Origin of the sequence: Herbaspirillum sp. SJZ099 (genome assembly GCF_007828355.1) — a bacterium.
In the GTDB taxonomy this organism is placed as follows: Bacteria; Pseudomonadota; Gammaproteobacteria; order Burkholderiales; family Burkholderiaceae_D; genus Herbaspirillum.
Genome location: NZ_VIUO01000013.1, coordinates 37361 through 62161, shown reverse-complemented (window position 1 = coordinate 62161; position 24801 = coordinate 37361). Strand labels below are relative to the sequence as shown.

Below are 24801 nucleotides of genomic sequence, written 5' to 3'. Positions count from 1 at the left end.
GAAGGGGCTGGCACTTAGGGGCCGCCTTTCTTTGCTTACTTTCTTTGGCGGGCCAAAGAAAGTGAGCGGCTGCCGGGCCGCCCCCGGCGCTCCGCTCCGACCGGAGAAAGATAAGCATAGAGCCAGTACACCGACCAGCAGCAAGATCAGACTACCCAATTCCCCCCAAAAAAACAGCAAAACACATTACTCAACTAAGCAAATGCAAAAACATTCTTAGCCACCAAAAACCCACAGCGCTCTAATAACGGAATCGAACAAACAAAGAAACACCCCCATGTCCCTCAACATCTTCTGGTTCCTCCCCACCTCAGGCGACACCCGCTACCTGGGCACGTCCGACTTCGGCCGCGCGCCAACCATCGACTACATGCGCCAGATCGCCGTCACCAGCGAAAACCTCGGCTATGACGGCCTGCTGATCCCCACCGGCGCCTCCTGCCTCGACCCGTGGGTGGTGGCCGCCAGCCTGGTGCCGGTGACGCACAGGATCAAGCTGCTGGTGGCCCTGCGCACGTCATTAGGCGGCCCCGGCCCTTCGGCGCGCCAGGCCGCCACGCTGGACCAGGCATTGAACGGACGCCTGCTGCTCAACGTGGTGCCCGGCGGCGACGCCACCGAACTGGAGGCCGACGGTGTCTTCTTGAAACACGACGAGCGCTACGAGGCCGCCGATGAATACCTCACCATCTGGCGCCGCCTGCTGCAAGGCGAAACGGTGGACTACGAAGGCAAGCACTTCCGCATCCGCCAGGGCCAGGTATTCCACCCGGCGCTGCAAAAACCCTATCCGCCGCTGTATTTCGGCGGCTCCTCCGACGCCGCCCACGACCTGGCCGCCAAGCATGTGGACGCCTACCTGACCTGGGGCGAACCGCCCGCCGCAGTCGCGCAGAAAATCGCCGACGTACGCGCGCGCGCCGCAAAACAAGGGCGTACCGTGCGCTTCGGCGTGCGCCTGCACGTGATCGTGCGCGAGACCAATGCAGAAGCCTGGGCCGATGCCGAACGCCTGATCAGCAAGCTGACCGACGAGGACATCGCCCGCGCCCAGAAAAATTACACCCGCATGGATTCGGTGGGACAGCAGCGCATGGCCGCGCTGCACGGCGGCCGGCGCGACCGGCTTGAGATCGCGCCCAACCTGTGGGCCGGCATGGGACTGGTGCGCGGCGGCGCCGGCACCTCATTGGTGGGGGATGCCGCCACAGTGGCCGAGCGGCTGCAGGAATACGCGGACCTGGGCGTGGACACCTTCGTGCTGTCCGGCTATCCGCACCTGGAAGAATCGATACGCTTCGCCGAGCTGGTGTTCCCGTTGCTCGGCAAGCAGGCGGTCACCTTGCGCGACCGCGCGCAGACCGGCGGCGCTTTCGACATCCGCGCCGCCCGGTCAGCCTCCTGAAACGGCGTCAGGAAATCAGCTTGAGATATCCGGCCGCGTCGAGAAAGCCTTCGTTCGAGAACGGCGCCGCCGGCCTGATCTTGAAGATCCACTGATCGTAAGGCGCGCCATTGACGGCGTCCGGCGTTTCCACCAGCGCCTGGTTGATGGCGACCACCTCGCCATCGACCGGCGCATGCAGGTCGGATGCGGTCTTGTTCGACTCCACGATGCCGCATTCACCGGTGCGCCTGACTTGTGCGCCGACGGCCGGCATCTCCACATACACCAGCGGCCCCAGTTGCTCCTGGCCGAAATCGGTGATGCCCACGGCGAGCGTGCCGTCTTCCTCTACCTTGACCCATTCATGGGTCTCGGCATAAACGAGATGGTCGGGGATCAGCATGGGGTCTCCTTTTCTGGTTTGACAAAGATCACTTCGCTTCGGCCTTGCTGCCGTCCGGGAACACCGGCTCGCCCAGGTTCAGCATCAGGCGGTTGGCCCAGGCGAAGATGGCGATCGAGTGGATCAGGTCCAGCACTTCCAGCTCGTTCAGGCCGACATCCTTCAATGCCTGGATCTTGGCCGCGTCGATCGCGTCCGGCTGTTCGGTCAGTTCGGCCGAGAACTTGGCGATGGCTTGCTCGCGCGCGTCGATGCCCGCGCCGTAGGGATTGTCGAACACCTGCTGCACCGTGTCGTTGCGCTTGGCCAGTTGCTCGAAACGCTGCGCGTGCACCGAGGCGCAATACACGCAGCCGTTGATGCGCGACACCACCAGCGAACCCAGCTCGCGCTCGGCGCGCGACATGCCGCCCGGCGCGTACATGATGGCGTTGAAGGCGGCCGAGCGCTGGCGCAGGATGTCCGGCTGGTGCGCCAGGAACAGGTAGTAGTCCGAGGTCTTGGCCTTGGGGTTGCTCTCTTCCAGCACCTTGATCTGGTCTTCGGTCGCGTCTTCCAGCGCGATCACGTCCAGCCAGGCGTCCCAGTCCAGCGATTCGTTGGTGAAGCCGTTCGATTTGATGACGTTGCTCATGCCAGTCTCCTTCAGTTGGCTGCCGCTACGGCGGCAGCGGCCTTCATCGCCTTCAGGCCGGCGATCACGCGCAGCTGGTAGGAGATGAACGCGATCAGTTGCGACAGCGCCACCACGGCCGGCGTGCTGATGCCGGCGGCGGGCAGTTTCTCGATGGCGGCCTTGTCACCCTCTACCGGGCGCTGGGTCAGCGCGCGGGTAAACACCAGCATGGCGCGCAGGCGGCCTTCCGGCAATTGCTCCGGCGCGCCGCTGTCGGCCGCGGCCAGTTGCGCCGCGTCGGCCGGCAAGGCCTGCAGGCGTGCGCGGTAGTGCGCGGCCAGGTCGGCGGCGCCGGCCAGGCGGCAGGCGTACAGCGCCACCAGCAGGCGCTCGTCCAGGCCGATGCCTGCCAATGCGGGATCGAACAAGGTGTCGTAGCTGCCCTGGGTGGCGGCGGCGACCTTGTCGCGCTGATGGCGCAATGCGTGCAGCGGGCTGCCGGGTTCGAGGCCGGCCAGTTGGTCGATGACATCTCGGTTGATGTCGTAGACGGGAGTGCTCATGGTGTTTCCTTTCGGAGCTTGTGTTGGGAGACGGCATCGCGCAGGAACTGCTGCGCATGCTGCCAGGAATCGAGGTCGGCGCGGGCATTGGCCGAGGGCTCGCCGCCGCCGGTGCTGATGCGGCCCGAGACCGGGTGCGCGTAGGTCGTCTGGGTGGTCGGCACGAACGGGAACAGGATCGAATGCCCGGCATTGGCATAGTCGCGCCACACCACCGGCCAGGCATGCTGCGCCTCGGCCAGCTTGTCGCTGACCATGCGGCAATACACGCTGGAAGGCCAGGAGCCGTCATCGGTAGCCGACAGCAGCAGCACCGCCCCCTGGATGCGCTCCACCGGGATGCGGGCGCGCGCCACGGCTTCCTCATCCTGCAGCGCGGTCAGCATCGCCAGTTCGTGGCGATGCGGCGACGGGCCTTCGTCGAAGGGTTTCCAGCTGGCGCTGCGGTTGCCTTCCCACTGGTGCGGCAGCGGCTGGCCGCGCAGGAGCCAGGTCGGCCCTTCCCGCCCCACTGCCGGATCGGCCGCGTTCTGGCCGCTGTGCACCAGCGCGCTGGGCACGTAGGCCAGCACCGCCGACACCTTCTGCGGGAAGGTCGCGCCCAGCAGCAGCACCAGTTCACCGCCGCGCGACTGGCCGCTGATGGCGACGAAATCGTCTTGCGGCCGCACCTCGGCGCGCAACCAGTCGAGGCCGTGCTCGAAATATTCCAGCGGCGTGTTGGAGATGTAGTCCGACAGCCCCGGCGCCTTGAAGTAGGCCAGCGCGAACGCCGCATAACCGCGCGAGGCATACAGCGCCGCGCGCGGCTCGTTGATGCCGCCGCCGGAACCGTTGACGATCATCACCGCCGGATGCGGGCCGGGCGTGGCCGGCAAGAACAACGTGCCGACCAGCCCCTGCTCGCGCACTTCGCGCCGCGTCACGCCTGCCGATGCCAGGCGCTGCACCAGCTCGGCGCTGGCCGTGCCCTGTACGCCGCAGGCCGTGACAACAGTCACCAGCGGCGCCATGACATCGGCATGGAAGTTGTCGCGCTTGCCGGCCTGCAGCGGCTGTTGCGACCACAGCAAACCCATCGTATCGATGCCGCGGTAATCGCCATCGAGGGCTGGGCTCATCGCAAGGTCGACCTCACCCTGCGCGTCGGCGATGAAGCGGGCGCTGCTGGCCCACCCGGCGCCGTTGCGTACCGTCGCGGTCGAGACCCGCACCGTTTCGCCCGGCGCCGCGCCGCGCACCACGATGCGGCGCGGCACGTCAATCAGGTCGTCGGCCGGGGTGACGGCGATCGAGAAGTCGGGCATGGCCTTACTTCTTTTCCTGGGTGACCATCATGGCGGTGGTGCGGTCGCTGCTGACCGGCGTCACCTTCAGGCCCTTCTTGGCGGCCCAGATGTTCTGGTAGTGGTACAGCGGGATCACGCCCACGTCGTCCGACACCACCTTGGCCGAGGCGCGCAGGATGGCTTCACGCTTGGCCGGGTCGAACTCGGCGGTGGAGTCGGCCAGCGCCTTGTCCACGGCCGGGTTGCTGTAGTGGTTCCAGTTGGAAGCGCCGATGCCCTTCTTGGGATCGACCGAACCCAGCACGTTGACCAGCGCATAGCTGGCTTCGCCGGTGCCGTTGCCCCATGCCAGTACCGATACCGCGAACTCGTTCTTGTTGGCGCGCGAGGAGTAGGACGCCCACGGCAGCACCTCGACCTGGGTCTTGATGCCGATGCGGGTCCAGAACTGGGCCACCGCCTGCATGGTTTCCGGCGCTTGCGGGTAGCGGTCGTTAGGCACGTGGATGGTCAGCTTGAAGCCGTCCGGGAAGCCGGCGTCGGCCAGCAGCTTCTTGGCCTGGGCGGCGTCGAACGGGATGTTCTTGATCTCCGGGTTGTAGCCGAAGGTATCCGACGGCATCCACTGGTTGGCCTCGGTGGCGGCGCCCTGCAGGATGCGGTCGATCAGCGCCTTGCGGTTGATCGCCAGCGACATGGCGCGGCGCACGCGCACGTCCAGCAGCGGATTCTTGTCCAGCTGCTTGCCGGCGTTGTCGGTGATGTACGGGCTCGGGCCTTCATGGAAGCTCGGCTGGATCAGCAGCACGCGCAGGCCGTTGTACGGATAGACCGTGACGTTGGGCGACTGCTTGAGCTTGGCGATGTCGGACACCGAGACCTTGTCGATCACGTCCACATCGCCCGACAGCAGCGCCGCGGTGCGCGCGGCAGCGTTGTTGATGTAGCGGTAGTTGACCTTATCCCACAATGCCTTGCCGCCCCAGTAGCCGTCGTTGCGCTGCATCACCACGCGGTCGCCCGGGGTGTAGGAGACGAACTTGTAGGGGCCGGTGCCGACCACGGCGGCGCCGCTGTTGTAGTTCTCGGTGGCGGACTTCTCACCCACGTGCTTGCTGACGATATGCACCGAGGCCAGGTTCAGCGGCAGGTCGGGGTTGGGGATGTTGGTCTTGATCACCAGCGTCAGCGGGTCCTTGGCGGTGACCGACTCCACCGTGCGCAGGTAGCCGGCGAAGGTTGCCACGCTGCCCGGCACGCTGCGCGCGCGCTGGTAGGAGAAGATCACGTCGTCGGCGGTGAACGGCTTGCCGTCCTGCCACTTGACGTTGGGGCGCAGCTTGAACTCCCAGGTCTTGGGGTCGATGTTCTTCCACGACACGGCCAGGCCGGGCTGCAGCTTGTTGTAGTTGTTCTCCACCAGCAGGTCCCAGAAATGCAGGTCCACCGAGCGGTCGCCGGCATGGTTGTTCAGCTGCGGGTCCAGCGAGGACAGCGGGTCGGCGAAGGCGATATTCAGGTTCTGCGCGCGGACCGCGTCGGCGGCCGAGGCCAGTGCCACGCCGGTCAGGGCGACCGCCAGCAGGCGGGTCAGGAGTGTTTTTTTCATGTGCTGTTCCTCTCTAGGTTGAAAGCAATCAATAACTCATCGATAACATTGCAACGATGTTGTGATTCATGTTCGGCGCCGGTGCGTCTTCGATACGCGGCGTTGCCGCTACTCAGTCCGAACGGTAACCAATAAACATCCGTTCGGACTGAGTAGCCGCATAGCGGCGTATCGAAGGCACATCAGCGATACCGCACCACCAATCCTTAGTTCCCATCATTCAAATGACACGCGCTCATATGTCCCGGCGCGATTTCCTTCAGGGCCGGCGCCTCGTCGCGGCAGCGCTGCGTGGCGTACGGGCAGCGCGGGTTGAAGTGGCAGCCGGAAGGCGGGTGCAGCGGGCTGGGAATCTCGCCGGTGATCGCCGTGAACTCCTTCTTGCGCGCCGACAGGCGCGGCACCTCGGCCAGCAGCGCCTGGGTGTAGGGATGGTTGGCGTGGCCGAACAGCTCCTGCACCGGCGCGCTCTCCACCACCCGCCCCAGGTACATGATCACCACGCGGTCGGAGACATGCTCCACCACGCCCAGGTCATGGCTGATGAACAGGTAGGTCAGGCCAAGCTGCTCGCGCAGGTCGGCGAACAGGTTCAGGATCTGCGCCTGGATCGACACGTCCAGCGCCGCCACCGCCTCGTCGCACACCAGCATGCGCGGCTGCACCGCCAGCGCGCGGGCGATGCCGATGCGCTGGCGCTGGCCGCCGGAGAACTGGTGCGGATAGCGGTCGCGCAGCGCCGGGTCGAGCCCGGCGCGCAGCAGCTGGCGGCAGACGTAGTCGTCCAGGTCGCCTTCGACCTTGCCGTTGACCTGGGCCGCCTCGCCCACGATCTGGTCGATGCGCAGGCGCGGGTTAAGGCTGGCGTAGGGATTCTGGAAGATCATCTGCACATCCAGCCGGGCCGCCTCGCGCTCGGCGCCGGTCAGCGCGGCGCGGTCGCGCCCGCCCACCAGCGCCTGGCCGTCCGACGGATCGAGCAGGCCGCAGGCGATGCGGCCCAGCGTCGACTTGCCGCAACCGGATTCGCCCACCAGCCCCACCACTTCGCCGGGCATGACCTTGAGGTCGACGTTGTCCAGCGCCCGCGTGACGGCCGGCGCGCGCATCCAGCCGCGCTGCTGCAGCTGGCGCGCCAGCCAGCCGTCGCGACGTTCGCCGAAGCGCTTGCTGACGCCGCGCGTTTCGATGATGGGAACGGCCTGATGTTGCACGTCATGCATGGTGTGGCACCTTGGATTCATGTAACGCCGGGTGGAAGCAACGCACCAGGCGGCCGGCCAGCGGCTCGCTCAAGGCGGGCGCTACGAGGCATTGCTGGCTGACCCGCTCGCAGCGCGCGGCGAAGGCGCAGGTCGGCGGCAGGTGCAGCAGGTTGGGCGTCATGCCGGGAATCTGGCGCAGGCGGCGGCTGCCACCCTTGCGGTTATTGCTGGGCAGGCTGCCGATCAGGCCTTGCGTGTAGGGGTGCAGCGGCGCGTCCAGCACGGCGTCGACCGCGCCCTGCTCGACGATGCGCCCGACATACATCACCGCCACTTCATCGGCCAGGCCGGCCACCACCGACAGGTCGTGGGTGATCCAGATCAGCGCGGTGCCGTGCTGGCGCGCCAGCTTCTGCACTTCCGACAGGATCTGCGCCTGGATGGTCACGTCCAGCGCGGTGGTCGGCTCGTCGGCGATGATCAGGTCGGGCTTGTGCAGCAGCGCGATGGCGATTGCCACGCGCTGGCGCATGCCGCCGGAGAGCTGGTGCGGATAGGCCTGCAGCCGTTCTTCCGGGCTGGCGATGCCCATCATACCCAAGGTGTCGCGCGCCAGTTCGCGCGCGGCCTGGCGACTGACCTTGCTGTGCGCCAGCACGGCATCCACCATCTGCGCCTCGACCTTCAGCACCGGATTGAGCGTCATCATCGGGTCCTGGAAGATCATGGCGATGCGGTTGCCCTGCAGTTCGCGCAATTCGGTGCGGTTCATCTTCACCAGGTCGCGCCCCTGGAACAGGATCTCGCCGCCGACGATGCGGCCCGGCGCATCGACCATGCCGAGGATGGAGAAGCCGGTGACGCTCTTGCCCGAGCCGGATTCGCCCACCAGGCCGAGGATGCGGCCGCGGCCGACCGACAGCGAAACGTCGTCCACCGCCGGCAGCACGCCATCGGGGGTAAAGAAATGGGTGCGCAGGTTGCGCACTTCCAATGTAGGAATATTGTTGGGCGCGCTCACTTCAGCCACCTCGGGTTCAGGATGTCGCGCAGGCGGTCGCCCACCAGGTTGATGGCCACGATCACCACCAGCAGCGTGATGCCGGGATAGAAGCTGATCCAGTATTCGCCCGAGAGCATGTACTGGTAGCCGTTGGAAATCAGCAGGCCCAGCGACGGTTCGGTGATGGGCACGCCCAGGCCGAGGAAGGACAAGGTCGCCTCCAGCGTGATGGCGCGCGCCACCTGCAGCGTGCCGATCACGATCAGCGGCGGCAGGCAGTTGGGCAGGATGTGGCGCACCATGATGCGCCACGCCGACAGGTTCAGCCCGCGCGCCGCTTCCACATATTCCTTCTGGCGCTCGACCAGCGCCTGGCCGCGCGCGGTGCGGGCGTAGTAGGCCCACTCCAACACCACCAGCGTGATCATCACGTTCATGATGCCCTTGCCGACATAGGCCAGGATCAGCATCGCCACCAGGATCGACGGGAACGACAGCACCAGGTCGGCCTGGCGCATGAGCAGCGTATCGACCTTGCCGCCGGCATAGGCCGCCAGCAGCCCGACCAGCGTGCCGATGATGCCGGCAATCAGCGCCGAGCCGACGCCGATGCCCACGCTGATGCGCAGGCCATAGAGAATGGCCGAGACCAGGTCGCGGCCCTGGCCGTCGGTGCCCAGCCAGTAGGTGAACGTGCCGGCGCCGTTGGGCGTGCCGGGATGCAGGCGCGCATCCATCACGTCCAGCTGCATCAGGTCGTACGGGTTCTGCGGCGTGATCCAGGGCGCGACCAGCGCGGCCACGATCAGCAGCAGCACGATGGCCAGGCCCAGCATGGCCGACTTCGAGGCGATGAAATGACGCACCACACGGCGCCAGGGCGACTCGCGGCGCGGCGCGACGAAGGCGGACAGTTCGGCGATACGCGCCCGCACCTGCTCCTGCGTCATTGCCTGGATGCCTTGCTCTGGCGCGCTCATGCCTTGGCCTCCACCCGGACGCGCGGATCAAGAATCTTGTAGAGCACGTCCACCACCAGGTTGATGGCGACGAACATGCACACGATCACCATCAGGTAGGCCACGATCACCGGGCGGTCCAGCGCGTTGATGCTGTCCAGGATCAGCTTGCCGGCGCCGGGCCAGGCGAAGATGCTTTCGGTCACTACCGCGAACGCGATGGTGGAACCGAACTCCAGCCCCAGCACCGTCACCAGCGGGATCAGCGTATTGCGCAGCACGTACATCAGCACCACGCGCGCCGGGGCCAGGCCCTTGGCGCGGGCGAACTTGACGTAGTCCATCGGCAGCACCTCGCGCACGTTGGCGCGGGTCAGGCGGATCACCAGCGAAATCTTGAACAGCGACAGGTTGAGCGCCGGCAGGATCATGTGGCGCCAGCCGTCGGCGGTCAGCCATGACCACTGGATGCCGAACAGTTCCGCCGTCTGGCCGCGCCCGCCGGAAGGCAGCCAGCCCAGCGAGACCGAAAAGGCCATGATCAGCATCAGGCCGATCCAGAAGGTCGGCAGCGAAAAGCCGAAGATGCTGCCGGTCATCACCAGCTTCGAGAACGGATGGTCGGGCTTCATGCCGGCGAACAGGCCCAGCGGCATGCCCACCAGCACGGCCAGGATCAGCGCCGCGAAGGCCAGCTCCAGCGTGGCCGGCAGGCGCTGGAAGATCAGCAGGATGGCCGGCGAGTTGTACACGAAGCTGTTGCCCAGGTTGCCGTGCAGCGCGCCGCCCAGGAAGGACAGGTACTGGCGCCACACCGGCTGGTCCAGGCCGAGCTCCTGGATGATACGCAGGCGGTCGACCTGGTCGACGTCCTGGCCGATCAGGATATCGACCGGGTTGCCGATCAGGTGCAGGCCGAAGAAGACGATCACCGTCATCAGCAGCACCACCATCAGCGCCTGCAGCACGCTCTTTGCGATGGCCATGGTCATCCCGGCAGCTCCCATTCGGACGGGGTCCACTCGTCGCCGACCAGTTCGGGTTCTTCGTAGGCCTCGATATTGCGGTAATGGTATTCCACATCCTCGCCGTACATCAGGGAAGCGATGCCCTGCGCCAAGCGGTAAGCGCCGTCGCTGATGGCGGGAATGTCGCCGGAAACGGTGCCGTGGCTGGCGGTGGCCGGATAACAGAAACAATGCACGCGGTCCAGTCCGGGCAGCGCGCCGGGGGTCTTTTCCTGGAATTGGAACACCGGGCCGAGGTAAGGCGAATCGGCCAGCTCGGCATCCTCGTCGCCGGCCGGCGGCGTATAGCGCTCGCGCCAGGTCAGGATGTGCGGGCCGATGGCGGCGAATTCGGGACGCGCGCTCCAGTCGACGCGAAAACCGGTGGAGAAGAACAGGAAGTCCAGTTCCAGCGGGCCGCGGTTGGTGTCCAGCCGCAGCGCGCCATCCGGCTGGACGGCCACCTCCTCGATCGAGGTGCCGAGCAGGAAGCGGGCATTGGCAAAGCGCGATACGCGGCGGGTGCTGCCCGACGGCGGCGGCACCTGCTGCGCGTTGACGTAGTGGCGGATGCGCCATTTCCATTCGTCCGGCAGATGCTGGTGGCCGTTGACCAGGCCCGGGTTGCCCGAGCCCTTGCCCTTGTTGACGCGCGGCAGTTCCTTGCGGCGGATCAGCAGGTCCACCCGCGCCGCGCCCTGTTCCAGCGCGGTAGCCGCACTGTCCATGGCCGACGAGCCGCCGCCCACCACGCCCACCCGCTTGCCCTTGAGCGCGGCGTAATCGAACACATCGGAAGAATGCGCCCAGCGCGCGCGCGGCAGCTTGTCCACCAGCGGCGGCAGGTAAGCGCCGCCCAGGCCGTCGCGGCCGGTGGCCAACACCACGCGGCGCGCCAGCACCGACGACTCGCCCTGCGGCGTCGCCAGCTTCAGTTCCACCACGCCATCGGCGCGCGGCAGCACGGCCAGCACGCGGTGTTCGTTGCGGATATCCAGGCGCATCACGCGGCGGAACCAGCGCAGGTAATCCATCCACTGCAGGCGCGGGATCTTGTCCAGTTCTTCCCAGGCCTGCGCGCCGAACTGGGTTTCGAACCAGGCGCGGAAGGTCAGCGCCGGAAAGCCCAGCGCGGGACCGGTCAGGGTCTTGGGCGAGCGCAGCGTTTCCATGCGCGCGGTGGTGGCCCAGGGGCCTTCGAAGTCCTTGGGCGACTGGTCGTAGATGACATTGGGGATGCCCAGGTGGCTCAAGGCCACCGATGCGGCCATGCCGGCCTGGCCGCCGCCGATGATGGCCACGTCGAGCACCGCTGCGCCATCACGCTCGGTCTGCGGCGTCCAGGCCTTGCCGGGCAAGGCCAGCCATTCGAGATCCTGGCGCAGGCGCGCCTCCAGCGCCGCCAGGCCTTGCGGCGCAGTAGCGGCGGTCGATTCCATATTCGGCATGTGGCCCTCTTCAAAAGCGAAAAACGGACATGGCAGGCAAACCGTGGGGCCGCCTGCCGTCGCTTGTATCTGTCAGTTACAGCAATTCGTCATGTTCGGCCGCGTCGCGCTTGACGAAGCCGTGCAGGATGTTGCGCGCGGCGGTTTCGACCGCCCCGATCAGCGCCTGGGTGATGCCTTCGACCGGTTTGCCGAACGGCGTCACCACGCCGAAATAAAACGGAATATCCACCGCCAGCGGCCTGGCCACCAGCCCCTCGATGGGCATGCCCAGCGCCGTGATCGGCTCCACCAGCGCCACCCCCAGGCCGGCGCGCGCGGCCATGATGGCGTTGAAGGAGGTATTGGTGTCGATCGCCACGTCCAGCAGACTGTCCTCGCCCAGCGCGGTTTCGATGCGCTGGCGCAGGCGGTAGCGGTTGGACATGGTGATCACGCGTTCGCCGCGCAGGGCCGCGCGCGTGATCTTGTCTTTCCTGGCCAGCGGATGGTCGGCGCGCATCACCGCCACGCAGGGCGCCTCGCCGATCCAGTGCAGGTCGAGCCCGCGGTGCGCCACCGGCAGGCTGGTCAGGCCCAGGCTGACGGTACGGTGCAGCACGGAATGCACTACCTGCTCGGCCGAGGCGCTGCGCAAATGGATATGCTCCGGAAACGCCGAACTGCCCTGCGCCACCAGTTGCAAGGCCGCCGGCGCGATGGTCGAGGCCAGCGCCGGGGTCGCCACCAGATGCACCGGCTGCGCCTCTTCGCGGCCGATCTCGGCGGCGCGCTCGCGGATGCTGCGCAGCCCGACCAGCGAACGCTCGACCTCCTCGTACAACAGGAAGGCCTTGCCGGTCGGCGTCACGCGCGGCCCGTTGCGGTCGAACAACGCATAACCCAGCTCCGCTTCCAAGTCGCCGATGGCCTTGCTCACGGCCGGCTGCGAACGGCCCAGGCTGCGCCCGGCGCCAGTCACGCTGCCGATCGTCATTACCGCCGCGAAAGCTTCCAACTGGTTGAGATCCATCAATGTCCCGAATCAAGATCCATGCATATGATTTTCGGATTATAGGTTTGTATTTATTCTATTTCAGTATAATAATTTTGTATAAGCTAATGTAAGAAGCGCAAGGTCGGGCATAAATGGCCATACTTCCTGCCTGGCCCGCCATTTCGCCTTGTCTTTCAGGCAAGGCATGGCGCCATGCCCAAACCCAACGCTGCCCCAACGCCGCTTTTCCTGGACTTCCCGAATCCGCCGTCATGAACGCCCCCGCTCCCTGTCGCCCGCCTGCCAGCCTGACTTTCCCCATTTACCTGGACTATGGCGCCACCACGCCGGTCGATCCCCAAGTCGCCAGGATCATGTGCGACTTCCTCACCGACAAATTCGGCAACGCCGCCAGCAGCTCCCATCCTTTCGGCTGGGAAGCCAGGCGCGCGGTGGAAAAGGCGCGCGCCCAGGTGGCCGGCCTGCTGGGCGCGCAGCCCGGCGAGATCGTCTGGACTTCGGGCGCGACCGAATCGAACAACCTGGCCATCAAGGGCACGGCCCAGGCGCTGGCCGGCAAGGGCCGCCACCTGGTCACCGTGGCCACCGAGCACAAGGCGGTGCTGGACACCATGCACACGCTGGAACGCGCCGGCTTCGAAGTCACCTTCCTGCAACCGGGCGACAACGGGCTGGTCACGCCGCAACAGTTCCGCGCCGCGCTGCGCCCGGACACCATCCTGGCCTCAGTGATGTATGTGAACAACGAGATCGGCGTGATCCAGCCGATCGCCGAACTGGGCGAGATCTGCGCCGAACGCGGCATCGTGTTCCACGTCGACGCGGTGCAGGCGGCCGGCAAGATCCCGGTCGACCTGGCGCGCCTGACAGTGGACCTGATGTCGGTCTCCGCACACAAGGTCTACGGTCCCAAGGGCATCGGCGCGCTGTATGTGCGCAACCGTCCCGACTTGAAGCTGCAAGCCCAGATCGATGGCGGCGGCCATGAGAATGGCATGCGCTCCGGCACGCTGGCTACGCACCAGATCGTCGGCATGGGCGAGGCATTCGAACTGGCAGGCCAGTTGCTGGCCGAAGAAAGCGCGCGCATCCGCGCCCTGCGCGATCGCCTGTGGGCCGGCATCGGCCACCTGCCCGGCGTGCAATTGAACGGCTGCGCCGCCAACCGTGTGCCGCACAACCTCAACGTCAGCTTCCCGCCGACCCGCTACGGCACCCTGGCCAGCCAATTGCTCGGCATCGCGGTGTCGGCCGGCTCGGCCTGCAACTCGGCCGCTGCCGCGCCCTCTTTCGTGCTGCTGGCGATCGGCCGCTCGCCCGAAACGGCGCGCAACGCGATCCGCTTTTCGCTCGGCCGCGGCACCACCGAAGCCGAGATCGATTATGTGATCGCGGCAATTGGCCAGGTGATGGCGCTGGATGTGGTTGCCGATGGCGCCTGAACGCCGTCCTGCTTCCAGCGCCCTGAACGCTCGCGGAATGCGCCTGAGCCTTCGCCATCCCGATGCGCCGGCCTCATAAGGATATGCGGATCCCTTATGCAGAAATGCTGTATCTGTTTTGGATTTGAGCTCCCAGTTCGGCGACAATCCCCTCCATAGCATAAGGGGGAGCACGAATTGAACATCGCCGACGACACCCGGACGACAAGACATCGCCCGGCCGGCTGGCGCCTGGGCCTGGTGCTGGCAGCCATCGCAGCCGCCTGTCCGGCATGCGCGCAGGCGGCGGACCAGCATGGCGCCAATAACACCAATAGCGCCGATGCCAGGGTTGCGGCCGCAGCCGTACAGGCACAGGCATCGGCCCCGGACGATATCGCGCCGGACGCCTTGCAGACGATTACCGTCAACGCCCGCCGGCGCGATGAAGACCCGCAAAAAGTGCCGGTGCCGATGACCGTCCTCAACGGCGCAACGCTGGAAAACCAGCGCGTCTACCAATTGCAGGACTTGCAGCAACTGCTGCCCTCCACCAGCATATCGCTGGCGCAGCCGCGCCAGGCCAGCATCAGCGTGCGCGGCATCGGCGCCAATTCCGGCAACAGCGACGGCATCGACAGCAGCGTCGGCATCTATCTGGACAACGTCTACCTGGGCCGCGCCAGCATGGCCGTGACCGACCTGCTCGACATCGACCAGGTCGAATTGCTGCGCGGCCCGCAAGGAACGCTGTTCGGCAAGAACACCACCGCCGGCGTACTCAACATCCATACGCGGCAACCCTCGTTCGAACGCGACAACAGCGTGGAAGCCTCCACCGGCTCGAATGGCTATTACCAGACCAAGGCGATCTTGTCCGGCCCGATCAGCGATACCTGGGCCGGACGCCTGACCGTCTCGCAAACGCATCAGGGCGGCAATGTCGACAACCTCGCCAATGGCGAAAAGCTCAACGGCGGCACGCGCCGCGGCATCCGCGGCCAATTGCTGTACCAGCCGGACGACCGTTTCAGCCTGCGCCTGATCGGCGACTACAGCGAAGAAAATTCCAGCAATGGCGTCTCGGTGTTCTACAACGCCGGGCCGACCATCAACGGCGTGAACAAATACCTGGCCTCCAGCGCGCAGCTGGGTAACCGTCCGGTCACCGACCCCAGCCTGTACCAGGTGAATTTCGATGCCGACCAGCATGTCAGCGTGCGCCAGGGCGGCGCCTCGGCCGAAGCCAACTGGAAACTGGACAGCGGTTTCAAGCTGACCTCGATCACCGCCTGGCGTTTCTGGGACTTCAAGCCCGACAACGGCGCATTCACCCCGGTACTTTCCAATTACGGCGTGCAAGTCGAGGACAGCCAGTTCTCGCAAGAAATCAGGCTGGCTTCCCCCATCGGCGGCGCGTTCGATTATGTGGCGGGCGCCTATTACTTCAACCAGCGGCTCTCCAACCGGACCTTCTTCAACTACGGCCCCAAGGCCGACCTCGGCATTGTCGGCGCCAATTTTGGCGTGCTCAACAATGTGACATTGATCTCCCCCGGCCAGGTCGACACCGACAGCTACGCCTTGTTCGGCCAGGGCACCTGGCATGTCACCCAGCGTCTGGACGTGACCGCCGGCGTGCGCGGCACCTATGAGGAAAAACGCGGCTGGGTACGCCGCGACACGCCGCACAATGCCAATCCCGCCACGGCGCCGTTCTGGAACGCGTTCGGCCTGACTCCCTACGATTCGGGCAATCTGAAGATCGGCAATTTCAGCCCGTCCGCCCTGCTGAACCTGGCTTACAAGATCGATGACAACGTCCTGGGCTACGCCACGCTGTCGCATGGAGAAAAATCCGGCGGCCTGAGCATCGTCGGCGTTTCCAATGCGCCCACGCTGGGCAGCGGCTCGCTGCTGATCGGCCCCGAACGCGCCAACGCCGCCGAACTGGGCATCAAGAGCGCGCTGTTCGACCAGCGCCTGCACATCAACGCCAACCTGTTCTGGACCGGCATCAACAATTACCAGGCCACGGCCTTCCTGCCCAGCCCAAGCGGCATCAACCTGCCGACGCTGGTCAACGTCGGCAAGGTACGCAGCCGCGGCGCGGAACTGGACATCCAGGCCCAGCCGCTCAAAGGCCTCACGCTCGGATTCAATACCTCGTTCACCGATGCCACCTACCTGTCCTACGACAAAGCGCCATGCCCGGCCGAAATCGCCAACGCGGCCGGCGCGCCCTCCAGCTGCAGCCTGAGCGGGGCGCGCGTGGCCGACGTGCCGCGCTGGAGCGCCAGCCTGTCGGCGCAATACCGGCATCATGTGAGCGACAACGTCGACCATTACGTGGCCGGCAGCTACGCCTGGCGCTCGTCGGCGCGCGGCGCGGCGGACAATTCGGTCTATTCCGAAATCCCCGCCTACGGCCTGCTCAACCTGGCCACCGGATTGCGCCTCTACCAGGGCGACAGCAAGTCCTGGGAACTGTCCCTGTGGGCCCGCAACGTGTTGGACAAGCGCTATTACCTGTCGGTGTATTCGGCCGGCGCCGGGACGCAAGCCAGCGGCCTGTACTACAACGCCGCGGCGGGCCAGTCGCGCACCGTCGGCGCCACCTTGCGCTACAACTTCTGAGACGGCGGACATGGGCATTTTCCGGTTCTTGCCGGTCCGCCCGGCCCGCTGAATCCCGATTAATCGATCGACAAGAGGTTTCGCGCCCGCCAGAGCGCGCTTAATTCCTTTTTTTCATAAGCAAAAAACTAATAAGAACTTCCAGCCTAAATAACCAAAAGTTAGACTCGATCAGTCCCATCCATCCTGATCATCGTGATTCGCATCGAGCATCTTCATAAAAACTACCGGGCCGGCAAGCGCGACATCGTCGCCCTGCAAGACATCAACCTGGAAATCGCCCAAGGGGAGATCTTCGGCATCATCGGCCGCTCCGGCGCCGGCAAAAGCACGCTGATCCGCACGCTGAACCTGCTGGAACGTCCCGACAGCGGCCGCATCCTGATCGACGGCGAAGACATCACCGGACTCGGCCACGATGGCCTGCTGGCGCTGCGCCAGCGCATCGGCATGGTGTTCCAGCACTTCAACCTGTTGAACGCCAAGACCGTGGCCCAGAACATCGACTGGCCGCTGAAGATCACCGGCCGCTACAGCCGCGAGCAGCGCGACCGCCGTGTCGCCGAACTGCTGCAGCTGGTCGGCCTGGAAGCGCACCGCGACCAGTATCCGTCGCAACTGTCGGGCGGGCAAAAGCAGCGTGTCGGCATTGCCCGCGCGCTGGCCAATTCGCCGCGCCTGCTGCTGTGCGACGAGGCGACTTCCTCGCTCGATCCCGAAACCACCCAGTCCATCCTGCGCCTGCTGCTGGAAATCAACCGCAAGCTGGGCCTGACCATCGTACTCATCACGCACGAGATGCAAGTGATACGCAACATCTGCGACCGGGTGGCGGTGCTCGACGCCGGCATCGTGGTCGAACGCGGCGCCGTGGTCGATACCTTCCTGCATCCGAAACATGCGGTCACGCGCGCGCTGCTGGCCGAAAGCCTCGCCTGGGACGAAACGCTGGCGCCCTATGCGCGCCGCGCCGACAGCAAGCTGGTGCGCCTGACCTATGCCGGCGAACTGGCGGCCCAGCCGATCCTGTCGCAACTGACCGCGGCCACCGCGGCGCTGGCCACCATCGTGCAAGGTACTGTCTCGCGCATCAAGGACACGCCCTATGGGCAATTGCTGGTGGAGTTTTCCGGCGGCGAGCAGGCCGTGGCCCAGGTGCTGGAACGCCTGGCGGCCTCCGGCATCGAGCATGAGGTGCTGGCATGAGCGCGCTGGCAGATTTGCTGCAAACCTCGCTGTCGCAGGTCGACTGGAGCGAGGTGTGGGACGCCACCCTGGAAACCCTGGCCATGACCGGCGGCTCGCTGTTCTTCACGATACTGCTGGGCCTGCCGCTGGGGATCCTGCTGTTCCTCACCAACCGCAAGCAATTGCTGGCGCAACGCGGCGTATACCTGGCGTTGTCGCTGCTGGTCAACGTGCTGCGCTCGGTGCCCTTCCTGATCCTGCTGATCGTATTGATCCCGTTCACGCTGTGGCTGGTGGGCACCTCGCTGGGCGTGACCGGCGCCATTCCGCCCCTGGTGATCGGCACCGCGCCTTTCTTCGCGCGGCTTACCGAAAGCGTGCTGCGCGAGATCGACCGCGGCGTGATCGAGGCCTGTACCGCCATGGGCGCGCGGCGCCGCCAGATCATCTTCGGCGCGCTGCTGCCCGAGGCCCTGCCAGGCTTGCTGGCGGCGGTCACGATCACCGCCATCACGCTCATGTCGTATGCCGCGATGTCGGGCGTGATCGGCGGCGGCGGCCTGGGCGACCTGGCGATCCGCTACGGCTACCAACGCTTCCAGACCGAAGTGATGGTGGTGACCGTGGCCATCCTGGTGGTGCTGGTGCAGTTGCTGCAATTCTTCGGCGACCGCCTGGTGCTGCGCTTTACCCGTAAATGACCTTTTGAACACCTTTTGAACTCTCACAACAAGACTGGAGCGAATACATGTCCCGCAAACTGATCCCCCACCTGTTCGCCGGCGCCGCACTGGCGTTTTCCATCGGCGCCCATGCCGCCGACAAGCTGGTGATCGCCGCCACCCCGGTGCCGCATGCCGAGATCCTGGAACACATCAAGCCGGTGCTGGCCAAGGAAGGCGTCGACCTGCAGGTGAAGGTCTTCACCGACTACGTGCAGCCGGCCGCGCAGACCAACGAAAAGCAGGTCGACGGCAACTTCTTCGCGCACCAGCCGTATATCGACCAGTTCAAGAAAGCGCACAAGAACGACATCGAAGTATCGGTCGCCAAGGTGCACGTCGAGCCGTTCGCCGCCTATTCGCAAAAGTACAAGAAGATTGCCGACATCCCCAACGGCGCCACCATCGCCATTCCCAACGACCCGTCCAACTCGGGCCGCGCCCTGTTGCTGCTGGCCCGCAACGGCCTGATTAAACTGAAGGACAGCGCCAACATCTCGGCCACCCAGAAAGACATCGTCGAAAACCCGAAGAAGCTGAAATTCCGCGCGCTGGAAGCGGCCACGCTGCCGCGCGTGCTCAACCAGGTGGACGTGGCGCTGATCAACACCAACTACGCGCTGGAAGCCAAGCTGAACCCGGTCAAGGATTCGCTGTTCATCGAAGACGCCAACTCGCCCTACGCCAACCTGCTGGTGGCGCGCGAAGACAACAAGGACAGCCCCGCCATCAAGAAACTGGCCGCCGCGCTGAACTCGCCTGAGGTCAAGAAGTTCATCGAAGAGAAATACCAGGGCGCCATCGTGCCGGCGTTCTGAACCATCTCCCTCCTGCACGGGCCGGCCGCCATGAGGGCGGCTGCAGAAGCGCGCGAAGCGCCCTGCCGGTGCGTTCCACTGCGGGCCGCGGAGAAATCCGCGGCTTTTTTCTTTCCTCAACGGATCGATGTTGCGCATGCGCGGCGTCTCCTGGTTCCCGGTTCCCGGTTCCGGGCTCTGGCGGCCGGGGCCAGTATAAGTTCGGCAGAACTCGCGCGCAGCGGCGGCGAAGGTTTACAATCGCGCTCCAATGCAAGCAGCCCGTGCTTTGGAACAGGTCTTGCTCTTTCCGCACCGATCCACACCGCGCGCGAAGCTTGTGCGCTCAAGGCAAAGGAACCGCAAGTGCATCTCGTCTGGCTGGAAGATTTCATCGAACTGGCGCGCACGCGCAGCTTTTCGCGCGCTGCAGAAAACCGCTTCGTCACCCACCCCGCATTCGGTCGCCGCATCAAGGCGCTGGAGCAATGGGTGGGCGCCGAACTGGTCACGCGCACCCAGCCGGTGACGCTCACGCGCGCCGGCAAGCTGTTCCTCGATGCGGCGCACAATTCGGTGGATGTGCTGTATGCCGCACGCGCCCAGTTGCAGGAATCCTCGGCCGAGCCCGAGAAGGTGCTGCGCCTGGCCACAGGACGCACGCTGTCGCAGACCTTCTTCCCGGACTGGTACGAAGGCATCAAGCAGCATTGCGGCATGTTCCCGGTCTCGATCAGCACCGGCGGCGCGCAGGACGTGATCATGAAGCTGGCCGCCGGCGAGGCCGACATCCTGCTGATCTACTCCAGCCCCGCCACGCGCATGCTCATCGACCATCAGCGCTATGAGTCGCAGACCATCGCACATGAACTGCTGCTGCCGGTGTCCGCGCCCGACAAGCGCGGCAAGCCGCTGTACATGCTCGAAGCCAAGGCTGGCGCAATACCGTGGCTGGCCTTCTCGCAGACGCTGACGCTGCGCGGCGTACTGGCCAAGCACCTGGCTGAGCTGGAGCAGAAGCCGGCGCTGAAGATGGTCTACCAGGCCGACTCCTATGAATCGATCCAGGAGATGGCCGTGCGCGGCACCGGCGTGGCCTGGCTGCCGCAACGGCTGGTGCAGAAGGACATCGCCGAAGGGCGCTTGCTGGCGGTAGGCGAGCAAAACCTGCGCATCCGCTTCGATGTATCGCTGTACCGCGTACGCGGCAGTACGAATGAACTGGTCAACGCCATCTGGAATTATGCCGCGGCTGGCGACAGCCAGCACTGAATCGTCTCGACGGCGGCTCATTCCCGCCGCGCGGGACGCCGGGCAAGCACGCTATTGGTGAGCAAGCGCCCCAAGTTCGCGCGCCCGATGTCTTTCGCGCCCCGCCTTCAAACATCTCCTGCAGCGCCAATCCAAACGGCACAAGCCTGTGCCGAATCGGCACGGGGTCGCATGCGCGCCTGCCTATACTCGCCTGAAAACACAACGACCCAAGCATCCATGAAGACTCTGGAACAGATCCGCGCAACATTGCCGCAATACCCCGTAGAAGTTCAATTCCCCGACATCGGCCGCTGGCGCCACGGCAATACCGGCGTCGACTACGTTCACACTTTCGACAGCCATATGGAAGGCCCGCACGTGATGATCCTGGCGCTCATGCATGGCAACGAGGTCAGCGGCGCAATTGCCGTCGATCGCCTGCTCAAGCAGGGCCTGCATCCGGTCAGGGGCCGCGTCACGCTGGGCTTCGGCAACGTCGCCGCGTATGCGCGCTTCAATCCGCAGGACGCCGATGCCTCGCGCTACATCGACGAAGACATGAACCGCGTGTGGAGCGCGCAGCGGCTGGACGGCGACGACGACTCGTCCGAACTGCGCCGCGCGCGCGAACTGCGCCCCGTGATCGACACGGTGGACTTCATGCTGGATCTGCACTCCATGCACGAGGCCGCGCCGCCGCTGATCGTCAGCGGCCCGCTGGACAAGGGCATGGACTTCGCCGCGCAACTGGGCACACCGCAGCACGTGATCGTCGACCATGGCCATCCCAATGGCGTGCGCATGCGCGACTACGCCGGCTTCGGCGATCCGGCCAGCATGAAGAACGCACTGCTGGTGGAATGCGGCCAGCACTTTTCCGCCGCCAGCGAGCGCGTGGCACAGGACGTGGCCGCCCGCTTCCTGCTGGCGACAGGCGCGGTGGAACGCGCCGACGTGGCGCATCTGATGCAGCAAGGCGAACTGCCGGCGCAACGCTTCATCGGCGTCACCGAGCCGGTGGTGGCGCAAGGCATGGAACTGGAATTCGCGGCCGACTATCGCGGCATGGAGGTCATCCCCAAGGCTGGCACGGTCATTGCAAAAGAGAATGAGCGCGAGATCACCACGCCCTATGACGACTGTACGCTGGTCATGCCCTCCTTGCGGCATATCGGATCGGGCGTCACCGTCGTCAGGCTGGGCCGGGATATCGCGCGATAGCAGAAGAGACGAATCTCTCGCACGGCGCATCAGACGCCGCACGACCCGCGGCGGCATGCAGATATCACCGCGGTGCAGATGGACGGGCCGCATCCCTGTCCCCATCTGCACGAAGGGGCGGCATCCGGAACCTGGGGCCGGCGCCGCAAACCAAGGAACTTACTTTCAAAGGGTAATTATGAAATTTGCAAAACCGGTGCTGGCCGCTTCCTTTGGCCTGCTGTCCGTCTTCACCGTCAACGCCCACGCCGATGCGCTGGCCGACATCCAGAAAGCCGGCGTGGTGAAAATCGCCGTGCCACAGGATTTCGCCCCGTTCGGCTCGGTCAACGCCGACCTGCAATTGCAGGGCCTGGACATCGACGTCGCCAAGCTGATCGCGCAAAAGATGGGGGTCAAGGTGCAACTGGTGCCGGTGGCCAGCGCCAACCGCATCGCCTACCTGCAAACGCATAAGGCCGACCTGGTGATCTCCACCCTGGGCAAGAATGCCGAGCGCGAAAAGGTGATCGACTTCTCGCAAGCCTATGCGCCCTACAACAACAGCGTGTTCGGCGTGGCCGCCATCAAGGTCGCCAATGCCGCCGACCTGGCCGGCAAGACCGTGGGCGTGGCCCGCGGCACCTTCCAGGACATCCAACTGACCGATACCGCACCCAAGAGCACCACCATCAAGCGCTATGAAGACAACAACGCCATGATCTCGGCCTACGTCTCGGGCCAGGTGCAACTGGTCGGCACCGGTGACTTCGTCGCCTATGCGCTGGGCGAGAAGGCGCCGGACAACAAGCCGGTGCTGAAGTACATCATCAACGAATCGAGCTGCAGCGTCGGCCTGAACAAGGGCGAACCGGCACTGCTGGCCAAGGTCAACGAAGTGATCACCGCGGCCAAGAAGAACGGAGAGATCAACGCCATCGTCAAGAAGTGGCTCAACGTGCCGCTGCCGCAGAAGATGGCCACTACCTTCCAATGATGTCCAGCTGATGCTGATGCATCCATGAAAAACGGCGGACATTGTCCGCCGTTTTTTTTCGTCTCATCCACACCAGCAATCAAGCCTGCAGCAACGCCCTCTTGCGCCCCAGCAACGGCAACCGCCTGCCGGAAACAGCAGCCGCCTCAACCTCCGGCAACCCCGACTCCCCACTGCCGTCCACCTGGAACACACTGACCAGTTGGGTAAGATTCCCGGCCTGGCCCCGCATGGAAGCCGCCGCCGCCGCTGCCTGCTCAACCAGCGCGGCATTCTGCTGAGTCACATCATCCAGTTGCGCGATCGCATCGTTGACCTGCTGGATCCCTTCGCTCTGCTCGGCACTCGCAACGCTGATCTCATTGACGATGGCGTTGACGTGCTGCACGCTCTCGACGACGCGCGTCATGGTCGCCCCGGCTTGCTCCACCAACGCGCTGCCGGCGCCGACCTTGTTCACGGAATCGTCGATCAGCGTCTTGATCTCCTTGGCGGCGGCCGCCGAACGTTGCGCCAGCGAACGCACTTCAGACGCCACCACCGCGAAACCGCGCCCCTGCTCGCCGGCGCGCGCCGCTTCCACCGCGGCGTTGAGCGCCAGGATATTGGTCTGGAAAGCGATGCCGTCGATCACGCTGATGATGTCCACTATCTTCTTCGACGAATCGTTGATCTCATCCATCGTCTCCACCACGCGCCCCACCACCGCGCCGCCTTCGCCGGCAATGCCGGAGGCGGCAGCCGCCAGGCGGCTGGCCTCGCGCGCGTTGTCGGCATTGGTGCGCACGGTGGAAATCAGTTCTTCCATGGCGGAGGCCGTTTCCTCCAGCGCGCCGGCCTGCTGTTCGGTGCGCGCCGACAAGTCCTGGTTGCCTTCGGCGATCTCGCCCGAGGCGGTGGCAATGGCATCGGTACCCTGCCGCACGCGGGTGACGATGCCGCGCAGGCGGCCGTTCATCTCCATCAGCGAACCGAGCAACTGGCCAACCTCGTCACGCGAGCGGATCTCGATGTGCGCCGTCAGGTCGCCCTCGGCCACGCGCCTGGACAAGGCCACCGCCTGCTTCAGCGGATGCACGATGCCGCGCGTGAGCACCCAGGCGCACAGCACGCCGAACAACAGCGCGGCGGCTTCCAGCGCCATCAGCAGGATGCGGCTTTGCTTCGCGACCTGCTCGATGTTCGACGATGCCAGGTCGATCTCGCTTTGTTCCGCCTTCAACAGCTTCTGCATCGTCGCCTGGTATTTCTTGGCCATCGGCATGAACTCCTGGATCAGCACGTTGTTGGCGCCGTCCTGGTCGCCAGTGGACTTCATGTCCATCATGTTCAGGTAAATCGACTTGTAATTTTTCTGCAAGCCTTCGATCTCGGCGTACAGCGACTTCTCTTCATCGGAGGCAAACAGCTGCGCCAACTCCTTCTGCAGCTCGGCGCTTTCCTTGCCGGAAGCCAGTTCCTCGTTGAGGAAGTAGTTGTTCAGCGTCGGATCGGTACTGCGCGACATGGCGATGGTGCGCAGGATGGCCGCGCGCAGGTTGCCGTACCAGGCGGAAATCAGGCGCTCCTTGCGCACCGATTGCGTCACCATCTGGTGTGTCACGTCGGTGACCACCTGCAGGCGCCACACGCCGATCGCCATGATCAGGATCGACAGCGCCAGCACCACCGCGAAACCGATCGCGAGGCGGCCGCCAATTCTCATGTTCGAAAAAACCTTCATTTGTACATCCCCTTCATTGACTGTTGTCCGACGGCCCCCGATACCGCCGCCCCAAATATTTTCAGCAAGAAATGTACCCGCCATGCGAGCGGCAAGCCCGTGAGGATGCCGCCATCCCGCAGGATGGAAAAGTCCACCGCGGGCGCATGGGCTACTGGCAGGTCGTGGTGATCGTTCCGCAGACAGGCCCCCTGTTCTCAATACTTGGCATGAAGCTTGCAAATAGCTGACAACCTATATTCGCGGCCGTGCCGCGCGGCGGCTTGCGCCGTTGAAAAAAAACCATCATCTGTATTGCCCTCACGGCAGTACAGCCATTCTCGCCGCCCGATTCTGCACAGGCGCATTCGACAACACCTCAACGCAAAAGGAATTC

21 protein-coding genes are annotated in these 24801 nt (G+C 65.1%); 9 read left to right on the top strand and 12 right to left on the bottom strand.

Features of this window, described 5'->3' with window-relative positions; genetic code table 11:
• Nucleotides 1–277: 277 nt before the first annotated feature.
• Complete coding sequence (gene ssuD, locus FB597_RS19300; RefSeq protein ID WP_144770421.1) at nt 278–1405, top strand: FMNH2-dependent alkanesulfonate monooxygenase; 1128 nt, start codon at nt 278–280, stop codon at nt 1403–1405.
• 7 nt (nt 1406–1412) lie between these two features.
• On the opposite strand, the gene gcvH is transcribed toward ssuD, so the two are convergent.
• The 11 genes from gcvH to FB597_RS19245 all read right to left on the bottom strand — a co-directional run bounded on the left by gcvH (nt 1413) and on the right by FB597_RS19245 (nt 12501).
• On the bottom strand, nt 1413–1790 hold the full coding sequence (gcvH, locus tag FB597_RS19295; RefSeq protein WP_141912773.1) for a glycine cleavage system protein GcvH: 378 nt from the start codon (nt 1788–1790) through the stop codon (nt 1413–1415).
• Nucleotides 1791–1818: 28 nt separating this feature from the next.
• On the bottom strand, nt 1819–2424 hold the full coding sequence (locus FB597_RS19290) for a peroxidase-related enzyme (protein WP_141912771.1): 606 nt from the start codon (nt 2422–2424) through the stop codon (nt 1819–1821).
• A gap of 11 nt (nt 2425–2435) precedes the next feature.
• Nucleotides 2436–2969, bottom strand: coding sequence for a CMD domain protein (locus FB597_RS19285; RefSeq protein WP_144770420.1), 534 nt, complete (start codon nt 2967–2969; stop codon nt 2436–2438).
• Nucleotides 2966–4276: an acyl-CoA thioester hydrolase/BAAT C-terminal domain-containing protein gene (locus FB597_RS19280; protein ID WP_141912766.1), complete on the bottom strand. Its 1311-nt coding sequence runs from the start codon at nt 4274–4276 to the stop codon at nt 2966–2968. Before FB597_RS19280 ends, FB597_RS19285 begins: the two co-directional genes overlap by 4 nt.
• A gap of 4 nt (nt 4277–4280) precedes the next feature.
• Nucleotides 4281–5867, bottom strand: coding sequence for an ABC transporter substrate-binding protein (locus FB597_RS19275; protein ID WP_141912763.1), 1587 nt, complete (start codon nt 5865–5867; stop codon nt 4281–4283).
• 206 nt (nt 5868–6073) lie between these two features.
• Complete coding sequence (locus FB597_RS19270) at nt 6074–7090, bottom strand: ABC transporter ATP-binding protein (RefSeq protein ID WP_141912761.1); 1017 nt, start codon at nt 7088–7090, stop codon at nt 6074–6076.
• Nucleotides 7083–8093, bottom strand: coding sequence for an ABC transporter ATP-binding protein (locus FB597_RS19265; RefSeq protein WP_144770419.1), 1011 nt, complete (start codon nt 8091–8093; stop codon nt 7083–7085). Before FB597_RS19265 ends, FB597_RS19270 begins: the two co-directional genes overlap by 8 nt.
• Entirely contained in the window at nt 8090–9025 is a 936-nt protein-coding gene (locus tag FB597_RS19260) for an ABC transporter permease (RefSeq protein WP_186442824.1), read from the bottom strand. The genes FB597_RS19265 and FB597_RS19260 overlap by 4 nt, the downstream gene beginning before the upstream one ends.
• A gap of 26 nt (nt 9026–9051) precedes the next feature.
• Nucleotides 9052–10026: an ABC transporter permease gene (locus tag FB597_RS19255; protein WP_141912754.1), complete on the bottom strand. Its 975-nt coding sequence runs from the start codon at nt 10024–10026 to the stop codon at nt 9052–9054.
• Nucleotides 10023–11489, bottom strand: coding sequence for an NAD(P)-binding domain-containing protein (locus FB597_RS19250; RefSeq protein WP_141912751.1), 1467 nt, complete (start codon nt 11487–11489; stop codon nt 10023–10025). Before FB597_RS19250 ends, FB597_RS19255 begins: the two co-directional genes overlap by 4 nt.
• A 76-nt stretch (nt 11490–11565) precedes the next feature.
• Complete coding sequence (locus FB597_RS19245) at nt 11566–12501, bottom strand: LysR family transcriptional regulator (protein ID WP_141912749.1); 936 nt, start codon at nt 12499–12501, stop codon at nt 11566–11568.
• Between the two features lie 236 nt (nt 12502–12737).
• Between FB597_RS19245 and FB597_RS19240 the strand changes: the two genes are divergently transcribed.
• The 8 genes from FB597_RS19240 (at nt 12738) to FB597_RS19205 (ending at nt 22702) form a co-directional block, all read left to right on the top strand.
• The gene (locus FB597_RS19240) at nt 12738–13928 is read left to right on the top strand and encodes an aminotransferase class V-fold PLP-dependent enzyme (RefSeq protein ID WP_141912746.1); all 1191 of its coding nucleotides are present in this window, start codon (nt 12738–12740) and stop codon (nt 13926–13928) included.
• A gap of 177 nt (nt 13929–14105) precedes the next feature.
• Nucleotides 14106–16544 (top strand): TonB-dependent receptor, encoded by a 2439-nt coding sequence (locus FB597_RS19235; RefSeq protein ID WP_141912743.1) that lies wholly within the window; start codon nt 14106–14108, stop codon nt 16542–16544.
• 195 nt (nt 16545–16739) lie between these two features.
• Nucleotides 16740–17750 (top strand): methionine ABC transporter ATP-binding protein, encoded by a 1011-nt coding sequence (locus tag FB597_RS19230; RefSeq protein ID WP_144770417.1) that lies wholly within the window; start codon nt 16740–16742, stop codon nt 17748–17750.
• Nucleotides 17747–18433: a methionine ABC transporter permease gene (locus FB597_RS19225; protein WP_144770416.1), complete on the top strand. Its 687-nt coding sequence runs from the start codon at nt 17747–17749 to the stop codon at nt 18431–18433. Before FB597_RS19230 ends, FB597_RS19225 begins: the two co-directional genes overlap by 4 nt.
• 47 nt (nt 18434–18480) lie before the next feature.
• Nucleotides 18481–19272 (top strand): MetQ/NlpA family ABC transporter substrate-binding protein, encoded by a 792-nt coding sequence (locus tag FB597_RS19220; protein ID WP_141912735.1) that lies wholly within the window; start codon nt 18481–18483, stop codon nt 19270–19272.
• A 345-nt stretch (nt 19273–19617) separates the two neighbouring features.
• On the top strand, nt 19618–20523 hold the full coding sequence (locus FB597_RS19215; RefSeq protein ID WP_144770415.1) for a LysR family transcriptional regulator: 906 nt from the start codon (nt 19618–19620) through the stop codon (nt 20521–20523).
• Between the two features lie 219 nt (nt 20524–20742).
• Nucleotides 20743–21726, top strand: coding sequence for a M14 family metallopeptidase (locus FB597_RS19210; RefSeq protein WP_141912730.1), 984 nt, complete (start codon nt 20743–20745; stop codon nt 21724–21726).
• 178 nt (nt 21727–21904) lie between these two features.
• Nucleotides 21905–22702 carry a transporter substrate-binding domain-containing protein gene (locus FB597_RS19205; protein ID WP_141912727.1) on the top strand — a complete coding sequence of 266 codons (798 nt, stop codon included), beginning with the start codon at nt 21905–21907 and terminating at the stop codon, nt 22700–22702.
• 79 nt (nt 22703–22781) lie between these two features.
• Here the strand turns inward: FB597_RS19205 and FB597_RS19200 are convergent, their stop codons facing one another.
• Complete coding sequence (locus FB597_RS19200; protein WP_141912725.1) at nt 22782–24425, bottom strand: methyl-accepting chemotaxis protein; 1644 nt, start codon at nt 24423–24425, stop codon at nt 22782–22784.
• Nucleotides 24426–24801 lie beyond the last annotated feature (376 nt).

Coding starts and splice junctions, on each gene's coding strand:
- ssuD (WP_144770421.1), top strand. CDS start 278: ATGTCCCTCAACATCTTCTGGTTCCTCCCCACCTCAGGCGACACCCGC.
- gcvH (WP_141912773.1), bottom strand. CDS start 1,790: ATGCTGATCCCCGACCATCTCGTTTATGCCGAGACCCATGAATGGGTC.
- FB597_RS19290 (WP_141912771.1), bottom strand. CDS start 2,424: ATGAGCAACGTCATCAAATCGAACGGCTTCACCAACGAATCGCTGGAC.
- FB597_RS19285 (WP_144770420.1), bottom strand. CDS start 2,969: ATGAGCACTCCCGTCTACGACATCAACCGAGATGTCATCGACCAACTG.
- FB597_RS19280 (WP_141912766.1), bottom strand. CDS start 4,276: ATGCCCGACTTCTCGATCGCCGTCACCCCGGCCGACGACCTGATTGAC.
- FB597_RS19275 (WP_141912763.1), bottom strand. CDS start 5,867: ATGAAAAAAACACTCCTGACCCGCCTGCTGGCGGTCGCCCTGACCGGC.
- FB597_RS19270 (WP_141912761.1), bottom strand. CDS start 7,090: ATGCATGACGTGCAACATCAGGCCGTTCCCATCATCGAAACGCGCGGC.
- FB597_RS19260 (WP_186442824.1), bottom strand. CDS start 9,025: ATGACGCAGGAGCAGGTGCGGGCGCGTATCGCCGAACTGTCCGCCTTC.
- FB597_RS19255 (WP_141912754.1), bottom strand. CDS start 10,026: ATGACCATGGCCATCGCAAAGAGCGTGCTGCAGGCGCTGATGGTGGTG.
- FB597_RS19250 (WP_141912751.1), bottom strand. CDS start 11,489: ATGCCGAATATGGAATCGACCGCCGCTACTGCGCCGCAAGGCCTGGCG.
- FB597_RS19245 (WP_141912749.1), bottom strand. CDS start 12,501: ATGGATCTCAACCAGTTGGAAGCTTTCGCGGCGGTAATGACGATCGGC.
- FB597_RS19240 (WP_141912746.1), top strand. CDS start 12,738: ATGAACGCCCCCGCTCCCTGTCGCCCGCCTGCCAGCCTGACTTTCCCC.
- FB597_RS19225 (WP_144770416.1), top strand. CDS start 17,747: ATGAGCGCGCTGGCAGATTTGCTGCAAACCTCGCTGTCGCAGGTCGAC.
- FB597_RS19220 (WP_141912735.1), top strand. CDS start 18,481: ATGTCCCGCAAACTGATCCCCCACCTGTTCGCCGGCGCCGCACTGGCG.
- FB597_RS19210 (WP_141912730.1), top strand. CDS start 20,743: ATGAAGACTCTGGAACAGATCCGCGCAACATTGCCGCAATACCCCGTA.
- FB597_RS19205 (WP_141912727.1), top strand. CDS start 21,905: ATGAAATTTGCAAAACCGGTGCTGGCCGCTTCCTTTGGCCTGCTGTCC.
- FB597_RS19200 (WP_141912725.1), bottom strand. CDS start 24,425: ATGAAGGTTTTTTCGAACATGAGAATTGGCGGCCGCCTCGCGATCGGT.